Source organism: Nostoc sp. DSM 114167 (genome assembly GCF_052692655.1).
This window is the reverse complement of the sequence record NZ_CP195116.1, coordinates 8,336,879-8,351,655: the sequence shown is the minus strand read 5'-3', so window position 1 is coordinate 8,351,655 and position 14,777 is coordinate 8,336,879. Positions and strand designations below refer to the sequence as shown.

7 protein-coding genes are annotated in these 14,777 nt (G+C 43.4%); 5 read left to right on the top strand and 2 right to left on the bottom strand.

The genetic code is table 11. The features are described from left to right. Window positions 1-409 precede the first annotated feature (409 nt). Entirely contained in the window at window positions 410-6,328 is a 5,919-nt protein-coding gene (locus tag NSTC731_RS35260; RefSeq protein ID WP_445628995.1) for a PAS domain S-box protein, read from the bottom strand. A 996-nt stretch (window positions 6,329-7,324) separates the two neighbouring features. Between NSTC731_RS35260 and NSTC731_RS35255 the strand changes: the two genes are divergently transcribed. Beyond that, window positions 7,325-7,828, top strand: a complete 504-nt coding sequence (locus tag NSTC731_RS35255) for an Hsp20/alpha crystallin family protein (RefSeq protein ID WP_445628994.1) — start codon at window positions 7,325-7,327, stop codon at window positions 7,826-7,828. A gap of 293 nt (window positions 7,829-8,121) precedes the next feature. Here NSTC731_RS35255 and NSTC731_RS35250 read toward each other — a convergent pair whose 3' ends face one another. Then, window positions 8,122-8,481 (bottom strand): Rieske (2Fe-2S) protein, encoded by a 360-nt coding sequence (locus NSTC731_RS35250; protein ID WP_334934083.1) that lies wholly within the window; start codon window positions 8,479-8,481, stop codon window positions 8,122-8,124. A 257-nt stretch (window positions 8,482-8,738) separates the two neighbouring features. Between NSTC731_RS35250 and NSTC731_RS35245 the strand changes: the two genes are divergently transcribed. The 4 genes from NSTC731_RS35245 to NSTC731_RS35230 all read left to right on the top strand — a co-directional run bounded on the left by NSTC731_RS35245 (window position 8,739) and on the right by NSTC731_RS35230 (window position 14,730). Continuing rightward, window positions 8,739-10,577, top strand: coding sequence for a vWA domain-containing protein (locus NSTC731_RS35245; protein WP_445628993.1), 1,839 nt, complete (start codon window positions 8,739-8,741; stop codon window positions 10,575-10,577). 278 nt (window positions 10,578-10,855) lie between these two features. After that, window positions 10,856-11,899, top strand: a complete 1,044-nt coding sequence (gap, locus tag NSTC731_RS35240; protein ID WP_445628992.1) for a type I glyceraldehyde-3-phosphate dehydrogenase — start codon at window positions 10,856-10,858, stop codon at window positions 11,897-11,899. Window positions 11,900-12,146: 247 nt separating this feature from the next. Continuing rightward, on the top strand, window positions 12,147-13,577 hold the full coding sequence (pyk, locus tag NSTC731_RS35235) for a pyruvate kinase (RefSeq protein ID WP_445628991.1): 1,431 nt from the start codon (window positions 12,147-12,149) through the stop codon (window positions 13,575-13,577). A 148-nt stretch (window positions 13,578-13,725) separates the two neighbouring features. After that, window positions 13,726-14,730 (top strand): transaldolase, encoded by a 1,005-nt coding sequence (locus NSTC731_RS35230; RefSeq protein ID WP_322696243.1) that lies wholly within the window; start codon window positions 13,726-13,728, stop codon window positions 14,728-14,730. Window positions 14,731-14,777: the final 47 nt, after the last annotated feature.

Sequence of the window (14,777 nt, the reverse complement as noted above, 5' to 3'; positions counted from 1 at the left end):
CGACTTAAATCTGCTATAACTCTCTTTATCTAGTTCAACTTCTCGATAGCCAGAGTAGTCATATCGTGTCCGGTTAAAGACTTATCATTACAGCTATTTTTCAGGTAAATAGACCACGCTGTAGGGGCACAGCATTGCTGATATGTGTCAACTTTAGCTGGAAATAGCTTATCTGTTGGCTGACATCCCCACCCGAAAATAAATTTTCAGGCTTTTAGCTTAAGTCTACAGAAGTAGACTGGAGATTTTTGGCGATATTTAGTCATATAAAGATGACTTTCGCTATGAGGCGGGAATTAAAATTCCCGACGGACAAGGGGTTTGGCGTTAAGCTTAATTGTGACAATGGTTTCTTAGAAAATGAATGACTAAAGTCCTGATTACGAACTTACTAGTAAATCAATTTGTATTAATTGGATAACACTCCTGCAATACTCGTCAATTCCATAATTTTCTCAAACTGAAAATCATGAGCTAAATTCTTGATAAAATTTTGCAGTACAGCATTTTCTGAAGGGATTTGCTCAATTAATTCTAAAATCAGGTCATCACTACATTGAGCTGCGGCAGTATATAACTGTTTCACCCATTCAGGGGACATTTCAGATAATAGATTCACTAAATCCGTGAGCGTCAATATTGATTTTGGTCTTTGTTGCTTTAAGTTTGTTAGCTGATAGCTTTCTTGTTGATAAATATATTGAACTCCCAAATATTCGCTCAACTTTTCTAGTAATTCTTCCTCGCGGAAAGGCTTGTTAATATAATCGTCGCAACCCGCTTTGATTATTGCCTCTCGTTGTTCCTCAAAAGCATTAGCAGTTAAGGCAATAATAATTGTCTTCCAATTTGGAATTTGGGATTCGGTATTTTGGTTTGAGGTTTCTTCTTTAGTTTTAATTAGGTTTGTGGCTTCGTAGCCGTCCATAATTGGCATCCGCATATCCATTAAGATTAGATGTGGTTGCCATGTCTGCCAAAGTGCGATCGCTTCAATGCCATTTATTGCTTCTTGGACTGCAAAACCGATAGATGTCAAAATTTTCTTTAACACTAAACGGCTGTCTGTGGAATCATCAACCACTAAAATACGGTATTCACTTTGAGCAGGCGCTAAACTAATAACTTGGGGTTTAGTTTGTTCAATCTGGATTTCGCTGGCTATGGCTAAACCAATTTGAATATCAAAAGTAAATTTACTTCCCTCGCCAATAGTGCTAGTGACGCTAATATCTCCTCCCATTAGTTGCACATATTTGCGGCTAATTGCTAAACCTAGTCCTGTTCCCTGTTGCGATTTTCTTCCGGTTTCAGTTTGCCCAAAAGCTTCAAAGAGCAAGTCAATTTCTTGTGGGGCAATACCGCGGCCAGTATCTTGTACCTCGAAGGTTAGGAATTGGGCATTGGGGAGGCAGTGCGGTCTTTCCCCAAGTGGAGCAACTGCCGTCATTGGGCATTGGGAAAGAGAAGGCAGGAGGTGAGTCCAGTCCCCATCTTGGCTTCTGTCGAGAGGGGGAACTGGCGAACCCGAAGGGCAGGAGGCAGGAGGCAGAAGTTCTTTAATTTTGAATTTTGAGTCGCACTTTTGGTGCGCTTCTAGCGCAACTTGAATTTTGAATTGATTTCTCTCCTGCTCCTCTGCTCCTCGGTCACTGAGCGTAGTCGAAGTGCTGCTCCCCTGCTCCCTAATCCCTACCCGCAGTGTTACCCTGCCAGTATCGGTAAATTTGATTGCATTTCCCAGGAGGTTAAGTAAGACTTGACGTAGTTTACTTTCGTCAACTTGGATGTATTGGGGAAGGTGAGATGTATATTCAAAGACCAATTCCAATCCTTTGGAGGTGGCGCGGAAGCGCAACATCTCTTCAAGGTTTTCCAAGAGGCGAATTAAGTCAAAGCTGTTGAGATTTAAGGTTATTCTGCCAGCTTCGATTTTAGACATTTCCAAAATGTCGTTGATTAAATTCAGGAGATGTTCGCCAGCACGATTGATGATTGCTAGATTTTGCTGATGTTCAGTTGATAAATCGCGATCGTGGCTCATGACTTGGGTAAAACCGAGGATGGCGTTAAGTGGAGTACGCAGTTCGTGACTCATGTTGGCCAGGAATTCGCTTTTAGCACGATTAGCAGCATCAGCAACGATCACAGCTTCTTGCAATGCTTGTGATTGCCTTTGAGTTTGCGCTAGCAATTGTGCCTGCTGTAAAGCAACACCCAACTGATTGCCAATTTGAACTACGATATTGATTTCTCCTGGTTTCCATTGGCGGGGATCGGAATTTTGATAACTCGCCAGCAACCCCCAAAGCTGACTACCGTGTAAAATCGGAACAATAATGTAGGCTTTAGCCTGAAAGCGCTCTAAGAGGTTGATATAAGCAGAATGAAAATCAGCGTTGTAAATGTCTGAAACACAGATGAAACTCGCACCTGGGGTTACTTGCAGATCGGGATATTCCACTTGATTATCGGCGCTATCCAAAATTTTCGCTAGACAACGCCCATCTTGTAAAACACCTTCTGTGAGATGAGGATCGTTGTTGTGTTCTTCTATAAGAGAAATCCAACCGTTACCCACCGATTCCGAAACAAATTCGCCATTCCAGTTGGGATTGAAACGATAAACAACAACCCGATCGCAGTTTAGTACTTGGCGCAATTCTTCGGTTGTCGCTGCAAATATCGTCTCTAAATCCAGTGTTTGGCGCATTCTTTGAATCACTTGCGCGATCGCTCTTTCTCGCTCTGCACTCTCACGCAAGGCTTCTTCTGCTAATTTTCTCTCGGTAATATCTGTAATTGTACCGATGTAGCCTTTAAGTTCTCCGTTATCTCTAAATTCTGGCAAAGCATGACAAATTACCCAGACTACTGTACTATCATCATGCAAAAAACGATGTTCGTATTTATAGGTTGACTTAGCAGCTGTTGCTTGATTCCATGCTAACAATAGCTGCTCGCGGTCGTCTGGATGTACGGCATTTGCCCAATGTGTTCCCAGAGATTCTTCTAAACTATATCCAGTAATTTCACTCCAGCGTTGATTAAAATATAAAACATTGCCATCTACATCAGTATGAAATATACAAGCTGGTGAGGCTTCAGCTAGAAGTTGATATCGTTGCTGACCTGATTGCAAAGCCAGTTCTGCCAATTTGCGATCGTTAATGTCTGCCCAATAACCAACCCATTCGATCGGGGAATTCGCTTCGTCACGAATTAACCTCATCTCTTCGTAGAACCAGTGATAAGTTTCGTCAGCGTGTAACCAACGGTATTCGTAAGAAATGTACTCCTGCTTAATAAGGTGGGAAAATTTTTCCGAGATCAGTTTAATATCTTGTGGATGGACGCGATCGAGCCAAAAACTGGAGTTATCGATAAATTCTTGCGCTTCATAGCCCACCATTTCTTTAACGTTTTCACTGATAAAAGTAATGCTAAAATTCTCTGATATTTTGCTGCTATAAATGACTACAGGGCTAGAAGTGAGCAGATATTGTAGGCGTTCGTTGACTAAACGCAGTTCTTGTTCGACGTGTTTGCGTTCGCGTAGGGCTGCATGTAATTCGCTAATTTCTACTAAAACTGTGCCAACACCAGAGGGGCGATCGCCTTCACCTACAATCGGAAAATAAGAAGCTAAGAAGTGGCGGATAATATCTGGTTGTTTGATTGATGTGCTGCTTAATTCTTGATTAATAATCGGTTGACCAGTTATTAGAACTTGTTGATAAATTGGTTCTACTAAAGGGGCGATGTTGGGTAAAACTTCATGGATGGTCTTGCCAATATGAGCTTGCTGGGGTAGTCCATTAATCTCCGCCAACAGTTGGTTAATTTGCACAAACCGCAGTTGGTTATCTACAATATTCATACCGACGGGAGCGCTGCTAAAAAAGGCATTGAGACGAGCTTCTCTGAGCGCTAATTCTTGTTCTAAGGTTTTGCGCTCAATCAACCCACCCAATTGAGCCGCAACAGCGCTGACTAGCAAGAGCAGACGCCGATCTACCAATACTGAGCTACGTTTAAAAAACACTAAAACAGCTAATACTTGGTTCCCAGCCAGTATGGGAACACCAAAACAAGCTTTGAATCCTACCTTGGCGGCTTGTGGCGATGCCTGCGGCGGGCTACACCTACGCAAGAAAACTGGTTCTGTAACTTTAGAAACATCTTTTATCCATTCTGGTTCTTGACTCTGCCAAACTCTTCCTGGTAATCCCACTCCCAGAGCAAATTTCAAAGTTTGGCTTTGCTGGCAGAATTCTTCTAAGCTGCTCTCCTCTCCGTACCAACCCAGACTGTGTTCTAAAACAGTACCATCTTCATTAGGTATCCAGGCTTCACCAAAATCCCAGCCAATGGTCTGACAAATTAAGCGCAAGACCACTGCTAAGGCGCTGTTGACATCGCTAGCGCGAGTGATAGCTTGGGTTGTCAACAGCAACAAACGGCTTTCATTTTCTGCCTGTTTGCGTTCAGTAATATCTTTAGTGGTTCCCAGTACGTACCATTGCCCATCAATCTCGATCATTTCTGCACTCAACAGTGTTGTCCTAATTTCTCCTGTTGAAGTGCAGACATCAATTTCATAGTTGCGGATGGCTTTTGCTTGTTGCAGAATGTGGATGAGAAAATTATATTCTTCTGGATTCACCCAAATATGCAATTCTTCATCGGTGCGATCGATCGCTTGAGAGCGAGAATAACCAAAAAACCGACAAAAGCTGTCGTTTACTTCGATGTAGCGTTTGCCCTGAACAGTAATTAAGGCAATTGGATCGGGAGATGACCGAAAGGCTGATGCTAACTTTTCTTCAGAAGCCCGTCGTGCTGCTTCTGCGCGTTGGCGTTCTTTTGCCTCCAATACCAAGGATACTAAATTACCCAGAGAGCGAGCGAAATTTTGGTCTTCTAGCGTCCAATGATGAGTAACTTCCACTGCCTCCAAACATAAAACTCCTACGGTCTTTCCCTCCAGCCTAATGGGTGTATCGAGGATAGAGGTAATGTTTAATCTTGAGTAAGAGGCAGAAAATTCTTTAATTCTGGGATCGGTATGAGCATCATCTGCGGCGATTGATTGGTTTTGCTGCAAAGCTGCAAAATAAATTGGATAGTCTGCTACTGATAAGAAAAGTCCTTCGCTATGTTGATTGCGACTGCCCTCAAATAGATCGAAACACTGGATTTTTATATCTGTTGCGTCATACAGCCAGACACTAGCTCTTTCTACACCAATATTTTTGACAGATGTTTCTGTGATTTTACCCAAGGCTGCTTTCAAATCACCCTGATAAAGTATTTGATTTTGTGCCAATTGTGTGAGCACGAGATTATGATTGCGGAGCTTAATCGCGCTTTCTCGAAGTAATTTTTCTACACCTCGACGCTGCGTAATATTACTAGCAGTGCCCGTCATGCCTATAACTTGACCGTCTTCGTTGCGTAATGCGATCGCATTCAACATTAGATAAAGTAAAGTACCATCTTTAGCTACACAGGTAGTTTCATGCTGAAAGATAGACTTTCCCTGAAGAACACGCTCAAAGGCTACTTTATCTTGAACAACTTGTGTAGGAGAAATGAAATCAATTAAGGCACGCCCGATCATTTCTTGCGGTTCGTAGCCATAAATCTGCTTGACTGCTGGATTGACAAAGGTAATTAGTCCATCAATGTCCACCGACCAGATCATGTCCTGGGATGTCTCCACTAAAAGCCGATACTGACTTTCACTCTTCTTCAGGGCGGCTTCGACTACCAGGCGTTCGCTTTGATAAACTTCTCTACAAAAGGCTTTGCTAATGCTAACGGGAATTTCTTTAAAAATATCTTCTATTTGTCTGTTGCGAATATTTAACTCAACTGTAAGTCGTTGACGCTCTTGAATTTCCTGTTGCAGTTGGGCATTTGTTTCTTTTAACTGTTTTTTCAGTCTTTGGACATTGAGTTGATTTTGGACGCGTAATAAAACTTCTTTAGTTTGGAATGGTTGAGTAATATAGTCAACATTGCCTAAATTTAAAATGTTTATTTTTTCAAATAAATCATCGATAATTCCGAAAAGAATTATCGGAATATCTTGAGTTTCATCGTTAGCTTTCAGATATTGACATACTTGATAATCATCCCTCTCTATAATGAGAACATTTAGCAAAAGCAAATCCGGGGGAAAAACGAGTGCCGTCTTGATTGCCAATTGCCCAGAAATGACATTTTCTACCTGATAACCTTGGTTTTGAAGGATGTGTGATAAAAAATGTAAATTTTCTAAGTTGTCATCAACTAATAAAATTTTTATTTTTTGAGCATCCATATCAGTTACTAAGTTAATTTTAAATCAGGAAGAATTTCTGGAATAAAACTGAACATGAAATCATAAAGCAAAACTCTGTCACCGGATTGTAAATAAAATCATCCTCGCTTACAACTATACTTCAGCGCTGGGTGTATATAAAAGTTGCATATCAAGCAAGATAACTGTTCATATCATGTCTGCTTGATTACTTAATTAAATCCGAAGAATCCCAAACAGCCAAAGCTACGGTGTACATACAAGTCCTAAAAATTTAGGTTGATGAGGCTTGACTCGTTCCCAGTCTCCGACTGGGAATGCATTCATTGAGTCTCTGACTCAATCTCTGACTGGAGACAGCAGCCCCCAATCAGCCATTGCCATGCTCTGTATGAGAACGAGATAAATCTAAGAACAATCCGAAATCAAGCTTTTTTCTACTTGTGTCCACATCGTAGCCCTTCGCATTGGGGAGACGCCAAAAGCGTTAGCAAGTCTTCATACGGCAAGCTATGTCCAGCGTCTTTGTCAATCTAACCCTGAGATCGGGCTAGAACTTCTGACTACAAGCGAATTTAATTAAATTTACATTACAAGAAATAGTGGGAAGTTTGAAAGCCCACCAGTAGCATCTTGAAAATCCAAAAAGTTTTCAAGATGCTACGTCCTTTAGGGGTGGGATGAAAAACGACTCAAGCGGACAACAGTTGCTTTATGCAGGCGTTCCCGTGCACCGCACTGTCTCCTTCAGCCCCAGTGATACCTTGTATTTGGTAATTTACGATTGCCTACTTCCTTGACATTCAATATTTTCAAGCTTTTCATCCTTTTTTTATTTGATACGGTAAATCCAACCTATGGCTGTACGGTTTACCCAACTATTTTGAGATTCTTCTTTTATTAAATTACTTACTAGAGAGAAGAAACAAAGCAAATAAAGCTCCTCTCTAAAAAATACCTCTAAAACTTTGTTTGATTACCCAAGATTGAATTAGAAAGTTAAGGAGAGATTAAAATATGGCACTCATTCGTTGGGAACCATTCCGTGAAATGGAAATTCTGCGTCGTCAAATGGATCAACTATTCTCTGAGCTGACAGCAGCCGAGCGCGATAACTCCGAGATTTCTGCATCACCGAGAACAGCGTGGGTTCCTGCGGTTGAATTACATGATAATGGTTCAGAGTTGCTATTAAGAGTTGAGATTCCAGGCGTGGAAGCTAAAGACTTGGATATTCAAGTTACTCAAGATGCAATTTCGATAGCTGGTGAGCATCGTTACGAAAAACATTCCCAATCTAACGCTAAAGTTCATTCGGAATTCCGGTATGGCAAGTTCGCGAGAGTAATTCCTCTGCCAACCAAAGTTCAGAATCAAAAAGTTAAAGCAGACTTGAAAGATGGGATTTTAATTTTGAATTTACCCAAACTGGAGCAAGAACAAAGCAAAGTCTTTAAAGTGAATTTAGGCCAATCTCAAAGTGCTACAGCTTCTATAGAAGCTGGCAATGGCAACAACTAACCCAACATAACATCACAGCAAAGTGTTCCAACTGCTTGAGAAGATGTTCTATTTTCTTATTCAATGATTCCTATCTCTCTGGAATAGGTAAATTTTGATAAAAACCCCAGCTAAACTTATCGGCTGGGGTTTTTATTGTTTTTTTACTTAGCACTGTTTGGATAATACCAATTCTGTATCAAGATGCACATGAAAGACCCTCTTGTTAATCCTCTCATGCTTTGGGAGACGGCGTAGCTGGGGGTAAAAATATGCAGCTTCACGAAGAAACGGTATCAATTCAGCAGAGGGTGCTATTCCTCTTGGACATCAACCCAGATACTGCCTTCTTCAACACGAATCGGAAATACTGGCAGTGTTTTTGGTTGTGAAACCAACGAGAGTACCTTACCTACACCAGGTGGCCAGGCACACCATCCTTGTACTTCACCAGTCCGCAGGTCAAAGGCACTGCGATGGAAGGTACAAACTATTGCCCCACTTTCAGTGATTTTCCCACTTTTCAACGGTAATTTTAAGTGAGGGCAGTTGTTATCTACAGCATAAAGCTGACTTTCGTGATTCAAAAGCAAAATTTTTCGGTTGCCAACTTTCACCACTTCTCGCGCACCAGGGGAAAGTGCTTCGACTGCAAGAACTTTAGTCCAACTCATTCGGTTCTCCTCTTTTAATATATCTGCTTACAGTTTCCCGCAATAGTGACCAGTGCGATCGCCTTTCACTACTGGAGAGCCGAGAATGTCTACGACGGGCTTTGTCTACGCTGGGGAAATACTAAAACTATAAAATTTTACATTAAATACCATTTTTATACTGAATAAAATTATTTCTGGGTAAACTAAATAAAGCCCTTACTATCTATGTATCACAAGGCTTATAGCTGAAAATATAAGTTTGAGGAATATAAAAAATGATTAAGACAAGTTACGAATTTGACCAGTCTATCCTCGCCGCAGGATCTTCATTAAAGACAAATATTCTGCTACGTTTTCGTGCCGACATAGCTAAATCTCCTCGACGTAACCTTAACCTTTCGCTTGTAATTGACCGTTCCGGCTCTATGGCAGGCGCTCCCTTGCATCACGCACTCAAAGCCGCTGAGTCTGTGGTAGAGCGACTTGAGCCAGATGACATTCTCTCAGTAGTTGTTTACGACGATGAAGTGGATAGCGTTGTGTCACCCCAGCCTGTGACTAACAAAGCCGCACTGAAAAATTCCATCCGCAAGGTGAGAGCAGGCGGTATTACCAACTTATCGGGGGGATGGCTCAAAGGCTGCGAACACGTGAAGACGCGACTCGATCCCCAAAAAATCAACCGTGTTCTCCTGCTTACCGATGGTCACGCCAATATGGGCATTCAAGACCCCAAAATCCTGACGGCGACAGCAGGGCAAAAAGCTGAAGAAGGCATTATCACAACTACGTTAGGTTTTGCTCAGGGTTTCAACGAAGACCTGCTGATTGGAATGGCAAGGGCAGCCACAGGCAACTTCTACTTCATTCAGAGCATCGATGAAGCAACTGAAGTGTTTAGTATTGAGCTAGATAGTTTAAGAGCAGTAGTGGGACAAAACCTCAAGGTGACACTTGAATTGGCAGATGGTGTCAGCTTGGTTGATACCTTGAGTCTGGCTCAAGTTAGCCAGAATGACGCCAGTCAAACTGTCATCTCTTTAGGAGAGCTTTACGAGGATGAGGACAAACTTCTCGGTTTGAGTCTGGGGATATCAAGCGCTCAAGTTGGTGATTTACCTGTGATGAAACTGCATTACAGCGCTGATGTTGTGCAAGATGACCGGATTCAAAGCGTTTCAGGTACTATAGATGTCGTCGCCAAAGTTGGCACTGTTGAGGAAGCAGCTTTTGCTGCTACAAGCCATATCATTCTGGAACTGAGTCGCCTTACCATTGCTAAAGCCAAAGAGACTGCCCTTAATCTCGCTGAACATGGCAAGCATCAGGAAGCTGAACAAACCCTGCGATCGCTTGTGAAAGATTTGCGAGATAAAGGGTTGAATGAGAATTTTGAAATTGCTGAAGAAATCGATCAGCTCGAATATTTCGCTGGTCGGATTGCTCAAAAAGCTTTAGGCAATGCCGGACGGAAAGAGATGCGGGATCAGACTTACCAAACGATGACGCGCAATCGCAGCGATTTGGTAGGTCGCGGTGTCACTACTGGCGATGAAGTGTACGCTATGCCCATTGTGAATGAAGTCGGTTCAGGTATTGAATTGCACTGTGTTCGTGAAGGGGGTAAACTGCGGGTCAAGGTCATGTCTGAAGGCTACGATCCAACCAAGAACATCCAGTTTCCCCGTGCTATTCGTGCCGAAGGAGCGCGCTATGTCGTTGAAGGATTGGAACTCTCAAGCGATGCTACTTTCTATCGGGTACGTGGTAAGATTACCCGTTTTGCTCAACCCGGCGAAACAGATGTCTTCGTTGCCCCTAGACAATCCAATCGAGCTAACACAGGTAAAGCTTCCAAAGGCCCTGCCAGTGCTGCCGATCTGCCCACAACTGACAGCGTCGGGGACAGTATTTTAGTTCAGTGTGTCAAAGATGGCAGTAAACTACGTGCTAGAGTGGTTTCCGATGGATATGAACCGGATTGGAATATGCGCTTTCCGCGATCGGTGCGCGAAGAAGGAATGCTTTACGTCGTTGATGAAGTCAAAACCGCACCAGATGGCAAATCTTATATTGCCTGTGGTGAAATTAAGCGATTTGTCCAACCCACTTGAATTGGGGGGCAGGGGGGCAGGGAGATGAGGGGACAAGGGGACAAGGGGACAAGGAGATAAACAAAACTCCTAACTCTTAACTCCTAACTCAGCACTCAGCACTCAGCACTCAGCACTCAGCACTCCTAATGCCCCATGCCCAATCCTTAAAATATGCCAAGTAAATATGCCTTAGCTGACTGAGACTGTCAGGATCAAAGAGTAAAGAGTAAAAGGCAATCTATTTTGACTTTTAACTTTCTCCTTTTGTTCAACTTTCCACAACGGGAGTTTTAATCTTGACTAAATTGAAAGTTGGTATCAACGGCTTCGGTCGAATCGGGCGACTTGTACTTCGCGCTGGCATCGATAATCCCAACATTGAGTTTGTGGGCATTAACGACCTAGTACCACCAGATAATCTCGCTTACCTATTAAAGTACGACTCAACCCACGGTCAATTAAAGCACAAGGTTGAAGCCAAGGAAGACGGCATCCTGATTGACGGACATTTTATTCCTTGTGTGTCGGTGAGGAATCCAGCAGAGTTACCTTGGGGAAAATTAGGTGCAGATTATGTAGTGGAAGCTACCGGACTCTTCACTGATTATGAAGGAGCTGCAAACCACCTGAAGGCAGGTGCAAAGCGAGTGGTAATTTCCGCTCCCACCAAAGATCCAGATAGAGTTACTACCCTGTTAATGGGTGTCAATCATCAACTGTTTGACCCTAGCAAGGATATCATTGTCTCCAATGCTAGCTGCACTACAAACTGTCTTGCTCCCATAGCTAAGGTCATTAATGATAACTTTGGGTTGACTGAAGGGTTGATGACCACAGTCCATGCTATGACAGCGACTCAGCCAACTGTAGACGGCCCCAGCAAGAAAGACTGGCGGGGTGGTCGCGGTGCATCCCAAAATATTATTCCCTCTTCCACAGGCGCAGCGAAAGCCGTAGCATTGGTTTTACCAGAATTGAAGGGCAGGTTAACTGGGATGGCATTACGAGTTCCGACTCCCGATGTCTCTGTAGTAGATTTAACTTTCAAAACAGCCAAAACCACCAGTTATCAGGAAATTCGTGCTGCGATGAAGGAGGCTGCCGCAGGTTCACTAAAGGGTATTTTGGGCTACACAGATGAAGAAGTAGTTTCCACAGATTTTCAAGGTGATACTCATTCCAGCATCTTTGACGCAGGTGCTGGGATTGAGTTGAATTCCAACTTCTTCAAGGTAATTGCCTGGTATGACAACGAGTGGGGCTACTCAAATCGTGTGATTGACCTGATGTTGTCTATGTCACAGAAAGAAAAACTCGCCCCGACTGCGGCTGTGGTTTGATTAGTCATTAGTCATTAGTCATTAGTCATTGGTCATTGGTCATTGGTCATTAGCTTTTGACTGCTGACTCTTGACTAGGGACTTTTGGGATTTGGGTCAAATGGTAAATACTCCGAAAACAAAGCGGAATCTAGTATTTTTCTTTAGCAAACCAGTGATATGAAGCACGTGTGAATTTGGATGTTTTGTGCGATCGCTTCGCTCAATGCATCCAAATTTGCAGGTTACTCCTCAACCCCCAATCCCTATGCGTCGAACCAAAATCATTTGTACTGTTGGCCCGGCTACATCTGCACCTGAAAAGCTGCAATCCTTGGTAAAAGCTGGAATGAATGTGGCACGGCTGAATTTTTCCCACGGAGCTTATGAATTCCACGCCCAAACGGCTCACTATCTCAGGCAGATTAGTACTGAGCAGCAAAAGCCGATCGCCATTATGCAAGATTTATGTGGCCCTAAAATTCGCTTGGGAACTTTACCACCGGAAGGGTTAAATTTAGAAGCTGGTACTGAAGTTACCTTTGTTTTGCAAGAAAAGGGTGAGAGTGTTGACGAACTACCCTTACCATTACCAACTTTGTTTGCAATGGTGCGACCTGGCGAACCGATTTTGATTAATGATGGTCGCGTCAAATTGATTGTTAGCGATCGCGATGCCGATCGCATTCGCGCCCAAGTTAAAATTGGCGGGTTAATTTCTACGCACAAGGGAGTGAACCTGCCCCAAACGCCTTTACCTGTCAGTTCGATTACCGAAAAAGACTTGCTGGATCTGCGTTTTGGGATTCAGTTGGGTGTAGACTGGGTGGCGGTATCCTTTGTGCGATCGCCACAAGACTTAGAACCCGCCAAGCGCATGATTGAAGCCGCTGGCGCTTCGATTCGCTTAATTGCCAAAATCGAAAGATCGGAGGCAGTAGAAAACTTTGACTCTATTCTGAACGTTGCCGACGCGATTATGATTGCCCGTGGCGATTTAGGGGTGGAAGTGCCAATTCACGAAGTACCCTTAATTCAAAAAGATGTTATTCGCCGTTGCAATCGTGCTGGCAAGCCGGTGATTACAGCCACCCAAATGCTAGAGTCGATGATTAGCGCTCCCGATCCCACCCGCGCCGAAGCAACCGATGTTGCTAACTCGATCTTGGATGGAACAGACGCAGTAATGCTTTCTGGTGAAACAGCTGTCGGACAATATCCCATCGCTGCCGTCGAAATGATGCACAACATCGCCGTGCGGACAGAACAAGCTCTAGATGAGGGTAGCAAACACGCTTGGTGTCATGAAGCAGGCAGTCTGAGCGTTACCGAATCTGTGGCAGAATCCGTCTGTCGTATCGCCTATGAAACTGGCTCACGGGCAATTCTTTGTAACACTACATCAGGAAGTACGGCGAGAATGGTTTCTAAATATCGGCCGACTTCTCCCATTATTGCCCTCACCTCCGACATCACCGCTTACCGCCAGCTAGCACTTTCTTGGGGTGTGGAAGCTTTGCTGATCCCACCAGTCCACAATGCTGAAGAGATGTTTACCAATGTGGTGAACACAGTTGTAGACATGGGTCTAGCGAATAAGGGCGATAAAGTAGTAATTACCTCTGGTGTTCCAATTGGTAAATCAGGAACAACTAGTTTAATCAAAGTGCATTCCATTGGACAGCCAATTTCGGCATAAGGCACTTAGAATAGGGCTGTGGCTCAAGATAGTAAGCAAAATTGGGCAATGATTAAGAAAAATTGCCAGAATCAGAATTGAAGGAAGAGTAAAGAGTGTAAAGAACTGGGGAATAAGTAAATCCTAAATAAACATCACGGAGTATTTTATGTCTAAGAATTTACTGGAACAATTGCGACAAGTGACTGTTGTAGTCGCAGATACAGGGGATATCCAGGCAATTGAAAAGTTTAAGCCCCAAGACGCTACCACCAATCCTTCGCTGATTACTGCTGCGGCACAGATGCCAGAATATCAGGAAATTGTCGATCAAACTTTACTCCAAGCCCAGAAAGATGCTGGAGCCGGAGCCACCCAAGCACAGATAGTTTCTCTAGCTTTTGACCGTTTGGCAGTTGCCTTTGGATTAAAGATTTTGCAAATCATTCCCGGTCGCGTGTCTACGGAAGTGGATGCTCGTTTGTCCTATGATACTGAAGCTACCGTAACTAAGGCACGGGAATTAATTGCTCAGTATAAAGCTGCTGGAATTGGTCGCGATCGCGTTTTAATTAAAATTGCCAGCACTTGGGAAGGCATTCGCGCTGCGGAAATTCTGGAAAAAGAAGGTATTCACTGTAACCTTACCTTGTTATTTGGTCTTCACCAAGCGATCGCCTGTGCTGAAGCTGGCGTTACTCTAATTTCTCCCTTCGTTGGCCGGATTCTTGACTGGTACAAAAAAGATACCGGACGCGATAGCTACCCAGCAGCCGAAGATCCAGGTGTTTTGTCTGTCACCAAAATCTACAACTACTACAAGAAATTTGGCTATAAAACCGAAGTTATGGGAGCTAGTTTCCGTAACGTTGGTGAAATTACTGAACTTGCAGGTAGTGATTTACTGACCATTTCGCCGTCGCTTTTGGCTGAATTACAAGCAACCATTGGAGAACTGCCACGTAAACTTGACCCTGCGAAGGTAGCAAACTTGTCAATCGAAAAGATATCCATTGACAAAGCTAGCTATGACAAGATGCACGCCGCTGACCGCATGGCAACCGACAAACTAGACGAAGGTATTAAAGGTTTCACCAAGGCACTAGAAGACCTTGAGAAACTTTTGGCAGACCGACTCGTTCGCCTAGAAGGAGAGGTAGTGGCAAGCCATTAGGGACTTCCAATTCAAAAACATCTAAAGTAGTGTGCGTTACGGCTTAA